This window comes from Paraburkholderia atlantica (assembly GCF_000092885.1).
GTDB lineage: Bacteria > Pseudomonadota > Gammaproteobacteria > Burkholderiales > Burkholderiaceae > Paraburkholderia > Paraburkholderia atlantica.
This window is the reverse complement of sequence record NC_014117.1, coordinates 142,935-159,881: the sequence shown is the minus strand read 5'-3', so window position 1 is coordinate 159,881 and position 16,947 is coordinate 142,935. Positions and strand designations below refer to the sequence as shown.

At 57.0% G+C, this 16,947-nt stretch carries 13 protein-coding genes; 11 read left to right on the top strand and 2 right to left on the bottom strand.

The genetic code is table 11. The features are described 5' to 3' along the window. The first annotated feature begins 177 nt into the window (after positions 1-177). Together BC1002_RS00705 and BC1002_RS00700 are read left to right on the top strand one after the other, a co-directional pair. Positions 178-501, top strand: a complete 324-nt coding sequence (locus BC1002_RS00705; RefSeq protein ID WP_013088149.1) for a hypothetical protein — start codon at positions 178-180, stop codon at positions 499-501. Between the two features lie 138 nt (positions 502-639). After that, positions 640-1,221, top strand: a complete 582-nt coding sequence (locus BC1002_RS00700; RefSeq protein WP_238537903.1) for a hypothetical protein — start codon at positions 640-642, stop codon at positions 1,219-1,221. Here the strand turns inward: BC1002_RS00700 and BC1002_RS00695 are convergent. Beyond that, positions 1,183-1,659: a recombinase family protein gene (locus BC1002_RS00695; RefSeq protein ID WP_083788663.1), complete on the bottom strand. Its 477-nt coding sequence runs from the start codon at positions 1,657-1,659 to the stop codon at positions 1,183-1,185. The genes BC1002_RS00700 and BC1002_RS00695 overlap by 39 nt on opposite strands. A gap of 543 nt (positions 1,660-2,202) precedes the next feature. Here BC1002_RS00695 and BC1002_RS00685 point away from each other — a divergent pair. The 9 genes from BC1002_RS00685 to BC1002_RS00640 all read left to right on the top strand — a co-directional run bounded on the left by BC1002_RS00685 (position 2,203) and on the right by BC1002_RS00640 (position 13,969). Then, positions 2,203-2,394, top strand: coding sequence for a hypothetical protein (locus tag BC1002_RS00685; protein WP_013088146.1), 192 nt, complete (start codon positions 2,203-2,205; stop codon positions 2,392-2,394). 763 nt (positions 2,395-3,157) lie between these two features. Next, positions 3,158-3,526, top strand: coding sequence for a hypothetical protein (locus tag BC1002_RS00680; protein WP_041734250.1), 369 nt, complete (start codon positions 3,158-3,160; stop codon positions 3,524-3,526). Positions 3,527-4,026: 500 nt separating this feature from the next. Next, complete coding sequence (locus BC1002_RS38705) at positions 4,027-4,704, top strand: hypothetical protein (RefSeq protein ID WP_238537902.1); 678 nt, start codon at positions 4,027-4,029, stop codon at positions 4,702-4,704. Next, complete coding sequence (locus tag BC1002_RS00665; protein ID WP_013088142.1) at positions 4,701-7,193, top strand: Hsp70 family protein; 2,493 nt, start codon at positions 4,701-4,703, stop codon at positions 7,191-7,193. Before BC1002_RS38705 ends, BC1002_RS00665 begins: the two co-directional genes overlap by 4 nt. 122 nt (positions 7,194-7,315) lie before the next feature. Beyond that, the gene (locus BC1002_RS00660; RefSeq protein WP_238537901.1) at positions 7,316-8,662 is read left to right on the top strand and encodes an ATP-binding protein; all 1,347 of its coding nucleotides are present in this window, start codon (positions 7,316-7,318) and stop codon (positions 8,660-8,662) included. Positions 8,663-8,863: 201 nt separating this feature from the next. Beyond that, on the top strand, positions 8,864-10,516 hold the full coding sequence (locus tag BC1002_RS00655; protein WP_013088140.1) for a hypothetical protein: 1,653 nt from the start codon (positions 8,864-8,866) through the stop codon (positions 10,514-10,516). Positions 10,517-10,522: 6 nt separating this feature from the next. Beyond that, complete coding sequence (locus tag BC1002_RS35550) at positions 10,523-12,172, top strand: tetratricopeptide repeat protein (RefSeq protein WP_013088139.1); 1,650 nt, start codon at positions 10,523-10,525, stop codon at positions 12,170-12,172. Positions 12,173-12,254: 82 nt separating this feature from the next. Beyond that, positions 12,255-13,055 (top strand): hypothetical protein, encoded by an 801-nt coding sequence (locus BC1002_RS00645; RefSeq protein WP_013088138.1) that lies wholly within the window; start codon positions 12,255-12,257, stop codon positions 13,053-13,055. Then, positions 13,052-13,969 carry a hypothetical protein gene (locus tag BC1002_RS00640; protein ID WP_013088137.1) on the top strand — a complete coding sequence of 306 codons (918 nt, stop codon included), beginning with the start codon at positions 13,052-13,054 and terminating at the stop codon, positions 13,967-13,969. The genes BC1002_RS00645 and BC1002_RS00640 overlap by 4 nt, the downstream gene beginning before the upstream one ends. A gap of 64 nt (positions 13,970-14,033) precedes the next feature. Here BC1002_RS00640 and BC1002_RS00635 read toward each other — a convergent pair whose 3' ends face one another. Beyond that, positions 14,034-16,937, bottom strand: a complete 2,904-nt coding sequence (locus BC1002_RS00635) for an ATP-binding protein (protein WP_013088136.1) — start codon at positions 16,935-16,937, stop codon at positions 14,034-14,036. Positions 16,938-16,947: the final 10 nt, after the last annotated feature.

Below are 16,947 nucleotides of genomic sequence, written 5' to 3'. Positions count from 1 at the left end.
CCTTTGTAACAAACCGCTTCGCAACGGATTGTATCAGAGAGTCTATATCGTGCGCCTCGGGGACAAACGACCAGAGACGCCCCCGATATCGGTCGCATTTGTCTAAAGAAAAAGGCAGTGATGCCGATATCTATCGATGGGCACTGTTGCCACATATCAAAACAAAGGAGAATCAGGATGTCAGATGTCGAGAGCCAAGCTGGTCAACCCGGCATGACCACGGGCAAGGGCGTGGGTATCTATGCGCTGTGTATTGTCTGCCTCGTTGTGCTCATCCACGTCTCCGCGCACGGGAAGTTGATGTCGCCTGCCCTGGTTTTTTTCGCCTATCTCGCTATGGGTTTCGCGCTGAACCGCATCGTGCTGCGCGGGCTGATCGAGTGGCACCCTGTCTATAACACCTTGGGCAATGTTTCGAGGGCGAAGCTCGGCATGATGCTGTTGTGGCCGATCCGATACCCAGTTCTCTTCTTCCAGTTGCTCGTGTCGAAGCACCTGTAAGTATAAAGGTCTGGACTTGATCTTAAAGACAGCATCAGATCGTTCATTTCAGTTCGGAAGTGAGCCGTCGGTCTATCGTTCCGCCCCGAGAGGGGCGTGGAACGCGCCTAACAACGACTTCAACGCACGAGATTGGTTTTGAAGATCTACCAGCTCCTTTCCAACGCTGCGGCATGCGCGGCTATCTGCACAATTTGCGCAAGTTCAGCGATCGCGGGAACCGACGCTTCATCCTTCGATGTTGCGGGCATCAAGCTGGGCATGACGCCGGCAGAAGTGCAGACGAAGATCGCTCAGCATTTCGGCATAAGCAAGAACAAGGTCCACACGTATTCGCAGCCGCAATTATTGCTGGGTGGCAAACCCGCGATTACGGCAATCAACTACGAGGCCAACGGAGAAAGCTTACAGGTCCTTTTTGAGACAGTCAGCATTAATCCCGCCGACCCAGTGCCTGCTTATCAGATCAACTACAAGTTGCCCTTCTCGCGTGAGAACGCTGAGCAGCTCAAGGCCGCAGCTATTCAGAAATACGGCACACCGACGGTCAATTCCTATCCCTTGCAATGGTGCGCAAACGCAACGAATCCGGCCTTATGTGATTCGGGTCAGGCGACGCTCAAGGTCGGCAACACCGACCTCTCCCTGGAGGATGATCGTTACGTGCAGAGGTATCTGCAACTACTTGATGATCAACGGAGCAGGAAGCCGCGTCTGTAGGGATCGCTTTCCCGGAGCTGCACCTGGGTTTGCCACGCGAGGCGGAGGGGCGGCGGTCCCGGCGGGGGCACGCGTCATTGGTGCTGCTATCCGTTTGAGCAGACGGCAGAGCTGCCCCAGGCGCCACTCGCCGCCTTTGGGCGTGCGGATTCCTATCGTGCTCAACTCATTCACCATCGCTCGCTGTGAAAGGCCGCGAGCGCGGAACCCGGCAATCATTCCGGCCAGCTTCGCCGCGAAGGCATCGGCGGCTTTTTGGCGCTGCACGATGTTCCGTTTGAGATTCGCGGGGCCGGTCGTGCCGAGCTTCACGCCGCGAGCCTTCGCGGCGGCCAGCGCGTCTTTCGTCCGCTTGCTGATCTGATCGCGTTCCCACTCGGACATGACAGCGTGCATATAGATCATAGTCTTGTCGGCTGTCGGATTGTCCGCCGCCATCCGCCGTCGCGTGCGACGAGAGATTGTATAGCCTCCAATCACTCGTCGTCTGCTTTCCGATTCCGGTTCCGCCTTTTGACCAGCAGTGCGCAATCGACGGCTCGTATCTGGTGGTGGACATCACGGCGGATGCGGGCGGCGCGTCGTTCAGACGCCACCTGAAGAAGCCCCGGTTCTGGCATTCGTTCGTCGATAAGCTAATCGGCGCGATCAATGGCCCGGCGACGTGCTTCGTGCGTGAGGGGCAGTTAGGCCGATACGGTGCGCCAGCGCCCTTGGGGCTTTTACACCGAAGGAGGTCGTGCCCGAGCGAAACGAGTGCCATCGGAAACGCTCAGTTGCGGCTGAAGCTGGATGGGGTATTCTTCCCTTTTAGACGCCGGAGAGCATGCCTTGCTCGAATCCTCTTACAGTTGCGAATGGTCTTCGGAATAGAGATTTTCATCGGACTGGTCGCAACCGAGAGACAAGGCGTTCCCATGGAAGTCCCGCCGATGCCGCCGACGTGCGTGATTGTGCGTCGCAAATAGGAATGGAGGCAGAATGACCAAAGTCACGAAGCTCATGATCTTTGAGGAACTGTTGAAAACTAGGGCGTTGCTGCTGACGCCGTATGGTCGAGACTTCTTGGAGGATCCTTATAGGGCTTGCATCAAGAGGCGCGAGCTGGAGCAGGAAGTCTTGCCCAGACTCCGCACGGTGCAAGCCGCGAGGCAGGTGGAGCGGGAGCCGTGACCCGCGCGGGGTCTTGCGTTGCCCACTCAGGCCGTGCGAACTGAACCATCACAGGATCCGGCGGATCAATAGGTTCATCGAATCGAATCAGCCTGGCGAACGGCATAACCCTGTTCGACCTTCTCGCGACGTGCAGCCATGATTTCGAGCCGCGCGACACCATTTCCATCGGATTCGACAAGAAAGATAAGCCGTTTATCTACGATACGTCGCGATAATCCGAACGTGTGCTAGGTCCAGCAGTGAGGTCGACAGGGAAGCTACCCGTGTTTGCGTATCACCGCTGTAGCCCGGACTCAAGACTGATGTCGCTGGCCGATTCGCCGGTCGAGCCACACCATCGGGAAGTTTTGCTACGGCATGACCGTATTCCAGCCGAAGTGCAAGCTATGCATATCCCTCTCGTTGCGTTCCCGGGATACTCCGACGTAGAGAACCGAGCTATAAGGACAAGATATTCGAGCCAGCCCGGATCTATAAGGAAAGGGTTGCGAATGTCTGGGTCAAAATATGCAGGGCCATGCAACCTCCGCCACCATCTAGGACTCTTTGTCCCGACAACAAAATTTATTACAGGTGTCGGCGACGGCTCCCGTTTTGGAGAAGGCAATGGACGTTGACGGCGAGTTTGAATGGGCGGATACCTCGAGCAGGCGCATGACACGCACGTCCAACCGTCGGCGAGATAACGCACCAAGCAAGCTTCTTTCACCGCGTAGCATGGGCAACTGAAAGAGTCCAGCTTCGGGAGCGCGAATGACGCGTGGTCGATCGTCTCCTCGAGGAGGATGCGGCAGTGCTGGGTATCGATGCCGCCGTGGCCGAACAGCAGGCTTACGAATGGGATATCGCTATGGAAAATCCGCTGCCCCACGTCGACCCGTCAACTTGGCGCTTCATGCGCGGCGTCTATCGGCGTCTCTATCATGAGAAATCGTTGCATGAGTGGCTCAGCGACATGCGGCGCGCGCATTCCGCGTTGCTTGGTGAGGATCTTCGCGTGGATCGTATGCTTTCAGAATCGATTGCTATTCTTGAATTCACTATTATCGCGCGCGAAGGTCAACTTCCTCGTGAGATAGCGGCTGCTTCGAATGATAGTGAGTCGGTCATGCTTCAGAAGACGCGATGAAGCATGCAAATGGGGGGCAAAAATCCCTGCATACAGTTCGCACTCTCTTTAATCATTTTAACCTTTGTCGGCAACGGCTCCAGTTTAGAGGATCACCAGCATCGATGCAGACCTCCCAGCCGATTACGGCAATTTGCTAAGCTCATTGCAGATGATCTCGAGCTCTTTTTGATACTGCGCGTCTTCGATCGCGCCATCATTACGAAGCTGCGTAAGCTTCCGGAGGCGTATGGATAGGTCTTCTGGCATTGTCCGAACTCTACTTGCGCTTGACGTAACTTCCCAATCGGATTGTCCAGGCGCCAGCTGCTGCCTGTTGATCCACGAAACTATGATTCCGCTCAGGATGGCGCCGATGATTGCCCCGACAATGGCTCCTGCAGACGCGTCGAGAAGATACGCGATCCCTGAAGTCGACACTGGAACGAAAAGTCCGACTGTGCAAGCGACTCTGCCAAATTTCTTCTCGCGTGTGCAGCGGTAGCATACGGCGCTGCCAGGTGAAGTATCCATCTCGCATTTTGTGCAAGGCATCATGCGCCCCCAGAGTTGAAGTCTTATTTTTAACCGTCGATGACTATGCGACGACCGATGCTATCAATTTTCCGGGCGTCGTTCCTCCTAGGTTTTACAGGACAAGGAGCAAACGTTTGGCGCGAGAATTTGCCGTCGACGTCCGAAATACTTTGTCATATAGTTGGAATGGACCGAGTGGGGCGCTAGATGCGCTCATTGGCAGAAGAGGCGAAGCGGAGCCCCACAATTTTGAAAATCAACACAACGGTGCCGAGGAAAGCATGGATGTGGTGCGCTGCGAAGGGGACGAAGATGCCGCGAGAAAGGCTTTAATCGACATTTCGATAGAGGGTTGGCGCTTCACTAGGGTCTTTGGTCGGTTGCTCGAAAAGCTCGACGCGGGTGAGGCGACCCGCTATGCCAATCAAGCTCGTTATTTCCATAAGCGAATCGACGACGGGCTCAGCGCGTTCGGCATGCGCATCGTCACGCTTGAGGGCCAGCCTTACGATCCAGGTATGGCCGTCTCTGCCTTGAACATTGCGGACTTCGGACCCGAAGACGTTTTGGTCGTCGACCAAATGATTCAACCCGTCGTGATGGGCCCAGAGGGATTGGTGCGCGGCGGCACAGTCATGCTTGCCAAGGCAGAGCGCGAATGAAGAACTACATCGGCATCGACCTGGGAACGACAAACAGCGCTATCTGCGCCTATGACGGTGAAAACCTGCGGTTATTCAAGAGCCCTGACCAGAACGACGTCACCCCGTCGGCAATATTCATCGACAAGCGCAGCAACAAGTATGTCGGCAAGCGTGCATACGACAACGCGGCTCGCAGCCCAGAAAACGCCGCCACCCTGTTCAAGCGACTAATGGGCACTAGCACGCCAGTCCGCCTGCCAGGGATTGATCTGACGCTGACCCCCGAAGAATGCTCCTCCGAAATTCTGCGCGTGCTATTCGGATACCTTCCCGAGGAAATCCGCAATGCTCCGGATACCGGGACAGTAATTACCGTCCCTGCGGCCTTCAATCAGATGCAGAAGGACGCGACGATGGCTGCTGCTGAAATGGCTGGGCTAGGAAACGTAGCCCTCATGCAGGAGCCCGTTGCCGCCGTCATGAGCGTAATGCGCCACCGCAAAAGCGACGGAACATTCTTGGTCTACGATCTCGGTGGCGGAACCCTTGACATCGCCATCGCCCAGAGCATCAACGGGCGAGTCAGTCTGTTATCGCACGGCGGCATTGCGATGTGTGGCGGACGGGATTTCGACCGCCTCTTGCTCGACAATGTTGTTAAACCATGGCTTCTCGCAAACTTCGACTTGCCGGAAGACTTCTCCACTGACAAGCGTTATGCGATGCTGCGCCACCTAGCTACTTGGGCAGCCGAGAAAGCAAAGATCGAGCTGTCGTCTAGCGATGAGGCGGTAATCACACTGGACGACAGCGAATTGCGCGTGCGCGACGCATCCGGAACGGACATCTATCTTGACATCGCCTTAACCCGTGAGCGCTTGGACGAGTTGATCTCCGAGAAGGTCGAGGAATCCATCGTCGCCGCGCGAGAGGCGATGGACAAGGCCGGACTGAGTTCACATGACATTGGACGCATGGTCTTCGTAGGAGGGCCGACCCAATACAAGCCGCTTCGCGACAAAGTGGCCTTCGAGCTAGGAATCGCGGCATCCACGGACGTCAACTTCATGACAGCCGTGGCCGAAGGCGCTGCTGTATTCGCTGAATCCATCGACTGGGCGAGCCAGAACCGGGGCCGCAAAAGTGGCCGTGGCTCGCTGGCTGCTGGAGGGGGGCTTGAACTGTCCTTCAGCTATCAGGCGCGCACGCCGGACCTCAAGGCCAAAATGGTTGCCAAGCTGGGTGGCAGTGCCGCACAGGGCACCGCCTTCCAGATAGACAGTCTCGATACGGGATGGTCCTCTGGCCGCGTCGCGCTCAAGGATGGCGCGACGATTGAAGTTCCGCTCGCCAAACCTGGGGAGAATTTGTTCAAGGTATTCGTGTTCGACGCAGCCGGCGGGTCGGTGAGGCTGGCGGAAGACAAGATCGCGATCTCGCGGACCGCTGCGCAGATTGACGCGATTCCGGCCTCCCATTCCATCGGCGTGGAAGCCCGGGAGAAAATCGGAGGGCGCGTCGTTTTGGATTACTTGGTCCGTGAAGGCGACCAACTTCCTAAGGGTGGCAATAAGACCTTCAAGGCCGAGGAGTCCCTGCGCGCCGGCGCAGCCGGATCCATAAAGTTCAAGCTATGGGAAGGCGCGATCGAGGATCCGGTTTCGGACAACCGTTTCGTCGGCATGTTCGAGATCAAGGGCTCTGACTTTTCCGATGGCGTGATCGCAAAGGGTGCTGACCTCCTATGCAAGTATGAGGTGCGCGACTCGGGCAACATCGTTCTCGAGGTGAGCGTGCCTTCCATTGGTGGCCTATTTCACAGCGGCCGAAACTTCTATTCGCGCCTGGAAGGGCAGATCGACTATACCAAGGCAGCCAAGCGCATACAGGATGAATCTGAGCGAGTCGGAGCGCGGCTCCAGGAGGTCGCTCAGCACGTCGACGACTCTCGCCTCGACCAGGCACGCAAGAGGGTGGATCGCGCGTCTCGCTTGGGTAGCGAAAGCGATGCAGAATCGGCTAAGCAAGCAATGGACGATGTTCAGGAGGCGAAGAAGCTTCTTGCGCAAGCGCGCAAGCAGCACCTTCCGGTCATCCGTCGGATAGAGCTAAACAAAGCTGTCGAATTCTTCGACTCGGCCATTCGGCAATTTGCACGTCCCGCAGAGGCCGGAGCGTTTGACAACCTCGCGAAGACGGCTCAACGCGCGATCGACCACAACAGCGGCGATTTCGAGTCGCTCCTTGATGAGATGCGCAGGAGGAATTTCCTAATCCTGTGGCGTCAGGACTGGTTCGTCATGGACAGGCTCAAATGGCTGTCAGATCGTCCGTTCGAGTTTCCCGACGCGGCCGAGCATGAGAAGCTTTGCAGGTTGGGACGTCAAGCTGCGGAATCGAACGACATGGACACCTTGCGCCAGATCGTCGGTCAACTCGATGGGATCCGGGTCATTACATCGAGCGAGGACGATATGCTCGCTGGATCCAACATCCTCGTGGGCTAATTGTGGCGCTCGAGAGCTGGTTTCCAATCGGATACGAACTGCCCGACGGCGCGCGCTGCGGGCGGCCACTCCACGCAGGCAGCAATTGGCAGATCGTCGAGACGCGCGGTGGTGGAAATGCATTGATCGCCACGGAAAGCTTATTCGCGAGGTGGTCCGCCTCGGGACTGGTCGAGCTCGGCGACGTCCACCGCTTCAAGTTCGGGGCCGAAACGTATCACGAGGTTTCCTGCAGTCCAAGCCAATTGCTTGTCTATCTGTCCGATTGCCGTTCGCCCAACAGTAAGAGCGAGGCCATGGCCTTCGCTACAGCCCTACGCGATACCCGTGCGATCGACTCTGAGAGCTCGCTGCAGGGCGCCGTTTATGTCGAAAAACTCAGCCGGATTCTGCCCACTTATGAGACCGCCGCTCCTGCAGACGACGGCATCGTGCTTGGCCACTGGCTGACCGGCGGAGCCCAGATCTCCGCCGAGTCGTTCCAGCCCTTGCGTCAGATGCTAACGTGGATTGGATCTGCGGCACTTCGGGAGGTCATCAAAACGGCAGGAATCGAACTAGTGGATGAAGGCGCCCCCGTGGGGGCCAACAAAGTCGCCCACCTCCCGCCTTCCGCGCACCAAAAAACGAGTTCGCCAGAGAATCCTGAGTCTTCCGAACAAAACGCAAAGCGTATGGCCGGTGTGGAGTTGGGGAAGACATTCGAGCTAAGTGGACGTTCGGAACTCGAGGCGTTCTTCAACGAGCACATTGTCGACATCGTTCGTAACAAGGAACGCTACAGCGCGCTCGGCATCGAATTCCCCGCCGCGACTGTTTTGCACGGCCCACCTGGGTGCGGCAAGACGTTCGCTGTTGAGCAGCTCGTCGGCTATCTGGGGTGGCCCTGTTACCAACTGGACGCGTCTACCATCGCGAGCCCTTTCATCCACGAGACGAGCCGAAAGGTTTCTGAGATGTTCGAAAAGGCGATGCAGAACGCGCCGTCGGTTCTGGTGATTGACGAGATGGAGGCGTTTCTGGCCGATCGGGAAGCAGGCGGGGGGGCGAGCCACCATCGAGTGGAGGAAGTCGCCGAATTCTTGCGGCGCATACCCGAGGCTGCCAAAAACGAGGTCTTGATTGTCGCGATGACCAATCGGGTGGAAATGATCGACCCGGCGATCATGCGTCGCGGCCGGTTCGATCACGTTGTTGCAGTTGGCTATCCAGACGAGGCAGAAGTCGCGGCCTTGCTCGCAAAATTACTGGCGGCCCTGCCACAAGACCAAACAGTGGACCCAGCACCTTTGGCAAAGGCGCTCGCCGGTCGGCCGCTCTCGGACGTCGCGTTCGTGGTTCGCGAAGGCGCCCGGCTGTCTGCGCGCGCTGGCAGCGACATGCTCGGCCAGGAGTTTCTTCTCGCAGCACTCGCAGCTGCTCCTTCCCGTTCTGGAGGATGCTCGGAGCGGCGCGTCGGATTCGTTTGAAGAAGGAGAGGCTACGGTTAGAGCGCACTGGAGTATGTCACTCGGTTCGACGTGACCGCGCCGACTGACTGCGATCGAAGGGCTCGGCTCCGAGCTTGAATGGACGATGACTAATTAGACGACAGCAACGACAACTATCAAGCGCGTCGGGCGCTGCGACGAAGACCAATATGTCCCAAGGGGCGACAAAGCAAATCCAAGATGAGCACGAACACATACGAGACGCCCCTGCACTCTAGCCCGTTCTGCGTCCTCGGTGTCACCACGCGTGATGACCGACGCAAGATCGTCGAGATGGCCGAGGAACGCAGCTTGCAGCTGGATAGTGACATTTGCCAGAAGGCTCGCTCCGACCTGACCAACCCCAAAGCCAGGCTTGCAGCGGAAATGGCCTGGATGCCAGGAGTCGCGCCAAAGATCGCCGAAAACGTGGTTAGGACCCTGTCGGCAAATTCACGCGTTGCTCGCTCCGCGCAGGGGCTTCCCGCCTTGGCGCGAGCGAACGTCATGGCGGCGGCCTGCGAACTGGTCGCGGACAGCGAGCCTGTCTCGTCTGTAGCTGGGTTCATTCAAGACTTCGCTGAGATTGTCGAGTCTATAGATCCAGAGGATGTCTTGCGGGATGTAAACGAAGACCGCGGAGTTTCTGGATTTCCGCAAGTTCAGGGAACGGAAGTGATCGAAGAGGTGCTGTCTGAGCGGCGCAAGTCATATCGGACAGCTCTGAAAGACCTGCTGGACACCATGGAGCCGGCAAGGTTGATCGAGACTATGGCTCAGGTCGTGCGGCAAGCCACTGACGACGGGAAGAAACATGCCCCCATCTTGCTCGACGACCTGGTTGACAGCTATGAGGTAGAGACCCAAGGCTTCCTGCAGAAGGAAGCGGAGAACATCTCCACACTGATCGGACAAGCCCGAGAGGCCGCACCAAGAGGCGACCAGACGGTCGACCCAATCCTCGACCGACTCGAAAAGGTGGCCCGCAACTGGCACAGGGTCGCGCTACCGATCCTCATAAGCGCCAAGTCGCGCGGCACTACCAACCGCCAGAGTCGGGACACCGCTTATGAGCTCCGGGGCTTATCGCTTGCCCTGAACAACGATCACGGGATGATCGATCTTGCCGATCGGTTGAACCGTTTGCTGCGCGAGCTGTTTGCGGAACTCCCCGACGTGGCGGAAAAGCTTGGTGAGGATGCACATGCGCTTCAGGGCCTGCGGAGCCAAGCCGATGAGCGAGCTCGTAATAACGAGAAGTGGGAGCGCGAGATTACCTTCCGCGCCGAGGTGGGACTTGTATTCAAGGAAGAGCTTGCGATTTCGCCGCAAGGCGTCCGTTGGAGGGGGCAAACAGTTCCCTTGGACTCGATTACGCGGGTCCGGTGGGGCGGCGTGCGTAGATCAATCAACGGCGTTCCGACAGGAACCGATTACACCATCGCCTTCGGCGACAACAGATCCCAGCAGAGCATAGGATTGCGCAAGGAGGCCATCTATACGGGCTTCACGGGAGCACTATGGCGCGCCGTGTGTATTCGGTTGCTATTCGAGATGGTTGCCGCTCTGGAGAAAGGACAATCCTTCTCCTTTGGGGATATCACGATCCAGGACGACGCGGTAACGCTTACTCGACATAGGACCTTCGCGGCAAACGAGCAAGTCCGTCTCGGTTGGAATGACGTCCGTGTCTGGACGCACGACGGGAACTTTGTAATCGGCAAAAAGGATGACAAGAAGGTCTACGGGTCAGCTTCCTACATCAATGGGTGGAACACGCACGTTCTCGAGCACCTCGTCCGCGGCGGTTTCAAGAAGGGCATCCGGAAACTGAGCGACTACCTGAAGGACTGACAGACCATGGCGAACGATAAAAAGAATACGGGCTTCTCAGGGCTTGACGCGATGGTTTCCGAGGTTGGTCCCGCGCTCGAACCTTCGGTTGCACGCGATCAGGGGGAAGCAACTTCTGCTACTACTGCAGTCGCGTCCGAGCCAGCCGAAGCACATGAGGTGACGTCACAAGCTCCTTCTAAGTCTGGGTCTGCCGCTGCGGGATGGGTCATCGCCATCCCTGTTTTCGCCATCTTTCTGGTGCTGATAACTTTTATCTCAACGTCTGGAAGCTCGTCGAATTCGCAGTCAGCGGCCACCTACGAGACCCCCGCTTCGGGGACAGACAATGCGCCAACCTTGGCGTCGCATGCGCCTTCAGCCGCGAACCAGCCCGGCAATAGCGCGCCCGCTGCCGTTCAGAACGCATTCCGGGCGCCGTCTCAAGACTATTCGCCGGCTCCGACGACGGAGTCCGCTTCGGCCTCAGACGAGGAACTGGTGCCACCCATAGGCTCCGGGCTGACGTTGGACCGGTCCCAGATTCGTTATTGCATGTCGCAGAGAATCCGGCTGGAAGCGTGGCAGGGACAGCTGAATGCAAATCCGCAGACCTTGGTGGATGCGTTCAACGCGTCGGTGAACTTCTACAACGCCCGCTGCTCAAGCTACCGCTACCGCACCGGCGATCTTGAGAGCGTCCGAGCGGAGGTGGAGTTGAATCGCGCGGCTCTGACCCAGCAGGGGCTGTCCATGGCCGCTAGCGCAAATGCATCGGTGCCCGTCCAAAATACGCCGGCTATCAAAACCAGCTTCGATTGTGCAAAGGCGCGCTCGGATGCGGAGCGTCTCATCTGCAACGACACTGAACTTGCCGCGGCCGACATCGAACTCGCAAGTCTCTTTGCCAGTGCAAAGTCGACAGCTACCGACCAGGATGCCTTCAAGGAGCACGCCCGAGTGCAATGGAACTACCGGGAGCGTAACTGTCACGACCGCGATTGCCTCACTCAGTGGTATGCAACCCAGCGGCAGTGGCTAACGGGCATCGTGAGTAATCCGCGTGGGTCGGCACAGCCCGGCGAACCAGCCCCGTCGCAATCAGCGGCAACTCCTGCGGGAAATTGCACAACCACTGTCGCGTGCGCAAAGGCAATGTTGGTGTTTGCAGGCTCCGAAAATCTTGCGGGCGCGATGCAGGCCGCAAAGACAATCGATTTGCTACCGAAACCACAACGTGGCGATCGCGCAACAGCTCGAAAGCTCAATCAAGACGGACTTTCCGCGCTGAACGCGTCGAGGCCAGACGATGCGGTGAAGCTGCTCGAGCAAGCAAATCAAGCCGACCCCGGCGATGAGGAAATTGCAAGCAACCTCTCATATGCATACGCTATGAACGGTCAGCTGGCTAAGTCCGAGGACACTGCTGTTGCCGCGCTGTCGCTCAATCCGCGGCGAACGAATGTCTGGGCACCGTTGGCAGTCACACTTGCCAAAGAAAATCGGTTGGATCAGGCGACCCAGGCGATGTGGCTTGCCTATCAATTTTCGACAGACAAACAAAGGACGCTGAATTTCATCGATTCCCGCCTTGCGATAGAGTCGGATCCAGCAGTATTGAAAATGTATTCGTCCAGCAAAACTTGGCTGACGAAAAATATAAAGCCGAATTTCTAATGCGGGATTCTCGGCGGACATATTGTTGCTTCGTCGCAGAATATGAAGCTTGCACTGCGCAAGGACAGCTAGGAGCCAAAGAATGAAGGTGCCCATCCTCGACGCATCGGCTTGGCGTGAATATCGCGGCAAGCCAGGTAGTTCGGGAATCAACGAAACAACGCACTTGGCGAAGGTTGCGGATGTTTCCGGCAAGTTGCATGATTGCTTTGTTAAGTTGCTACCCGACGGACCTGCTCTGCTTTGCGAGGCGATTGGATGGCTAATAGCCAGGGAAAGTGATGTCGCTTGCCCTGCGTTCGGTGCCATCGTGCTGGTGCCGGTGGAAGAACTGCGGAAGTGCCAACCCCTGCCGTCGAGCTTCGACGGTGTGAAACTCTGTCCAGCATGGTGCAGCGAAGTCGTTGCGGGGAAAGCGGTTCGTCAACTTCACAAATGGGCCTTCTTCTTGGCTCGTCATAGTTGCCTACGCAGCAACGACGCCCGCAAAATCGCAGCTTTCGATCTATGGAGCGACCTACGCGATCGAAATTTTGGCAATGTCATACAGTCCACGAAAGGAAGGTATGTCGCGATCGACCACGAAACGCTCCTGCACGACCTGCTTTGGATTCCAGCTGGCAGGAAATATGAGGAACGTAGTCTCTTGGTGGAGGCTCGCAAAGCTCTTTCAGGCGTTGGTTTCCAGCGTTTTCAAGTTGACATGGCTGACTCAGCCAAGGGGCATGCAAATGCCCTTCAAAATGCTCAGTCAGATATCGTTGATATTGTCGCCAAGCTTGTCACGGGCAACGCGACCGCAGCGACTCAAGCCATCCTCCAGGCGCTGGCGCAGCGTGCCCAGTCCGGCTGGCTGGCTAATCAGCTGGGAGTGATAGCATGATTCACGCCGACTTTACACTTGCGATTGGCGACGCGGAGCATCTGAGCCGTTTTGCATCGGTGACGCCCAAACCGGCGTTTTCCGGATCTTGGACGACTGTCGAACTTCAGCCCGACATTTTTGTTCCGCAACGCTTCACCGTCGGCGTTGTCGTTCAGTCCCCTGGTGATCGATTGCATTTCAAGTTGATCGATGACTTCAAGAAGTTCGAGTGCCTTTACCAGGATCAATTTCCGCAAAAGTCGGCGCGCGAACTATTGGCCTATGCCGAGCAATCGCTGCGACAGGCTGTTCAGTCGCGCACGGCCATCGCCGACGTCGTCTTTGATACACATTGCTTGGCTTTGGCGCCATCCCAATTCACATCCGGCGAGAATCGGGAATCCACCGTCGAGCGACTTTTTGACGAAGTGGTTGTTATGGCCCCGTCGACCAAGCGCAAGGTCAATGAATTTCAGTCGATCGACACGCCGCACGCGCGGCGGTTAGTCAACGCTGAGCTAAAGAAGATCGCTCAGATGGACTACGAGCGGATTGTCACCGCGGACAATCAAGGGATCCTCCTCGATGACAAAGGGGCTAAGCACTTTCTCGATCTCAATCTGCTAACTCGTCGTGCGTGTGGAAGTGTGACTTCCGCCGTCTACAAATCGCCGCAGAGCGTTGAAATCAACCTCCTGAAGTCGAGTCGAGATCTCACAACCTATTCGCGAATCCGAGCGATGGACAACATTGGGTTGTTTCTCTTGTTGCCGGACCCATCCATAGTCGATGCAAAGGACTTCAAGCGAATCGAGGAAACCATAGAGGAACACGAATGGAAGCTTGAGCGCGATGGATTCCGTGTAGTCAGTATGGCGTCAGCCGAAGACCTAGCGGGCGAGATCTACGAGTGGGCCAAACCGACAATCTAGTTCTATATTGGTCGACGACAGAGGTCACCAGAACCGCTTGCGGCTTCTAGCAGCGCCTTGCCGCCTACTCCTCAAACGAGTGATTCTTGAACTTCAACTGATTACAGTTCTCACGCACAGAACGCTGAATTCCATCATCGAAGCCAGACGGAGCTTCGGCCTCGATTTCTAGGGAAACTCGCACTTTTACTCCGGGCTTCTGTGTAAAGAGCATTAGCACCTCCTCGGCGACATCTGAAAATTGAAGCTTTGCCTTGATTGGATCAAGTTCGACTGAGGCAAAAAACGTTGTCTTTTTGGTGGCAGTGGTTAACGTTGAAGTCGTTCCTCCAGTTCCCGCGCCAACCGCGTTCAAGGGAGCAGACGCACCACCTCGGTCTCCAGTGGAAGTCCCACCTCCAACCTCCGAACCAGCGTTGCTTGTGCTGATCGCGCCACTCTCCGAGCTGCCTGAGGTGCTGCTTATTGCTGCGGCTTCACGTTCTGCTGCCTCTTGAGCAAGCCTTGCTGCAAATTCGCTGGCGATCCTTGGCTCGATGAGGAGGAGGGAATCGTCAAAAATGACTGTTGTGTTTTCGCCGAAATGAAAGCCCTGGAAGCGTCCGTCATCATGCCCATAGGCCACTCCAAAGAAGTCCCTGGACGACACGCCTGCGCTGATCGTCTCGCGCATCGTGTCCGCGTCATGGAGCCTTGGCAGATACAGATAGCAACAGGTCTTTTGCCAGATGTCGAGTGCGGAAACAGTCGTAACGTTCTCCTTCCAAAACCAAGCTTGCAGCATCTTGTTCAGATGTGTCGGAGCCCAATGAGTAATGAGTAGCTCGTGCTCTTTCAGCACTTTCTCAATTTCGTCAGTGCGATTGACTGCAGCGGGGTTGATCTGAAAGTGATCCCATTGTATTTCTCCGATCCCCTTGCCAGGCTTGGGCTCTTGCAGTGGGACCAGCAGCCACTTATAGGTCTCGCGCACCATTCGACCCATAGCTTCGTTTGCTTGATCGAGGCTGTGAGATGCCTGTTTGCTTTGAAGTTGATCGAGGTTGAGTCGGCCGTCCTTGACATCAGCCACGATTGACGCCCATGCGAGCACGGATGTCACCTGATCCTTCAGTCGGGAGACGCTGTCGGCATCAGGGGCCAAAAAGATCAGCCGATTTTGCTTCTGACGGGGGTGTTCGCCGCGGCTCTTCAAAGTCGCCAGAGCGGCGTCGGTTGCCGGCGCTTGGGCAGATCGACTGAAAGTGGCCTCGGGAGGCAACACTACGAGTCGGAGGGACCAATCGTCGGGCACATCACCCGAAGGCGTAAAGACATGAACTCCACCGAAAACGCCGCTCGCGAAGCGAAGCTTATCTTTGATAAATGGATAGACATCCTGCCGTAGATCGAAGCGGCGTTTGCGATCCTCCATCTCGCGGCGAAGGTTCGGACGGGTGTCGAACCAATACCGACTATTTGCGCTATTAATGTATTGGAGCCGATCGACAAGAGCTCGCACGCCGTCCTTATAGTGGCCTAATACCTGCCCAGGCTGTGCACAACCGAGGAGCAGGCGTTCCAGTTCGAGGCCTCGGTGATGTTTGGCACCGCCAACAGCACCGGCGTCCGGTGCAGATCCTAGAAAGACGGTTCGGGCAATGCGCCTGCACGCGTGAATGGACCCAAACAATGGCTTAGCATTGTCGAGCTCGGTCGTCATTGCGCGCTCGCCATCGATGTCGCGCTCCAGAACCGGATCCCAACCTTGTGGCAGGTAGTAGATCGCCTCGTTGCGAGTATCGGCGTCAAAGAGTGGCAGCGACCCCGGCTGAATGAGAAAATCGTTGTTGCCGGAAGTCCACAACCTGTGGATCACTTTGGCCATGAGCTTCAAGACGCCCCGCGTCCGTTGGAAGTTGTCCAGCGACGACCAGTCTTCATAGAGCCGATCGAACACTTCCGGGTGAATCGGGTAGGCGTGCTTCATCCGATCGAGATACCTGGCTTCTTGAGTCTCTGGAGGGAAATCGCCAGAGTTGTCGGCGTAGAGATCTGCGTAGGCCTTGCAGACCTCCTCCGCAGCCAATCGATCAGTGACGTTAGCAAAGAGGCGCCGTCGCACGATCTCAAAGGCTTCCTCGGTCGCCACTGGCTTCCACAGCGCCTGCACACGGCCAAAATAGTGCTCCAAGGCCCGGAGCGCTTTGACACCTTGCTGGCTCCCGGCTTCGCGATCGGAGAAGGGCAGGGACGCCAGCAGAATTGCCGTTGGCACGGCTTTCAAAGCTTCTGTAAGCGCCTGAATAAAGGAGAGCTGCGTATCGTAGGTGCCCCCCGAAAGCGTCTTCCCCTCCTCGAACTGCGAGACATAACGCACCAACTCATCCATCAACACGATGCACGGCGCATGGGAGGCGAGGAGATTAGTGAGCTCGCCCTTGCCCGGAGCGGTGCCGCTCTCGTCGGCGTCCTTCACCTGGGCATAGGCCTCGGCTCCCCCCAGCTGATAGGCAAGCTCGCCCCAGAGGGTTCTGACGGTTGTCTTGCCACGAGTCCTTGGCTTGGACGCCAGTCCCAGGAGTTCGACGCCATCAAGCACAGCTATCTTAGCTTTGGGCAATTCGGCGATGCCTGCTTGATCGAGTATGGGAGGAAGACCTTGGAGCTTGCTGACAGGCGTCTTTCCCTCGGCCAAATGGTAGACCGCAAGCAGGGTGTGTGTCTTGCCACCACCAAAAGCGGTTTGAAGCTGAATAACCGGATCCCCCCCGCGGCCGGCCAAGCGCTTTACCACCGAGTCAAGTAACAGACGCATGCCCTCGGTGATAAAGGTCCGCTGGAAGAATAGGGAGGCATCTTGGTATTCAGGCGTAGCTGTGCCCTGATGCACCCGAGAGATGTCAGCGGCAAATTCCGCTTGCTGAAACGTGCCCTTAAGCACATCTTCGTGCGGTATCGCGATTTCTCGCCAAGATTTGAGCGCCATGTTCTTTTCC

Bases quoted from the DNA above. Each gene is read 5' to 3' on its own strand.
- BC1002_RS00665 (WP_013088142.1), top strand. From the start codon at position 4,701: ATGAAGAACTACATCGGCATCGACCTGGGAACGACAAACAGCGCTATC.
- BC1002_RS00640 (WP_013088137.1), top strand. From the start codon at position 13,052: ATGATTCACGCCGACTTTACACTTGCGATTGGCGACGCGGAGCATCTG.
- BC1002_RS00685 (WP_013088146.1), top strand. From the start codon at position 2,203: ATGACCAAAGTCACGAAGCTCATGATCTTTGAGGAACTGTTGAAAACT.
- BC1002_RS35550 (WP_013088139.1), top strand. From the start codon at position 10,523: ATGGCGAACGATAAAAAGAATACGGGCTTCTCAGGGCTTGACGCGATG.
- BC1002_RS00705 (WP_013088149.1), top strand. From the start codon at position 178: ATGTCAGATGTCGAGAGCCAAGCTGGTCAACCCGGCATGACCACGGGC.
- BC1002_RS00695 (WP_083788663.1), bottom strand. From the start codon at position 1,659: ATGGCGGCGGACAATCCGACAGCCGACAAGACTATGATCTATATGCAC.
- BC1002_RS00645 (WP_013088138.1), top strand. From the start codon at position 12,255: ATGAAGGTGCCCATCCTCGACGCATCGGCTTGGCGTGAATATCGCGGC.
- BC1002_RS00655 (WP_013088140.1), top strand. From the start codon at position 8,864: ATGAGCACGAACACATACGAGACGCCCCTGCACTCTAGCCCGTTCTGC.
- BC1002_RS00635 (WP_013088136.1), bottom strand. From the start codon at position 16,937: ATGGCGCTCAAATCTTGGCGAGAAATCGCGATACCGCACGAAGATGTG.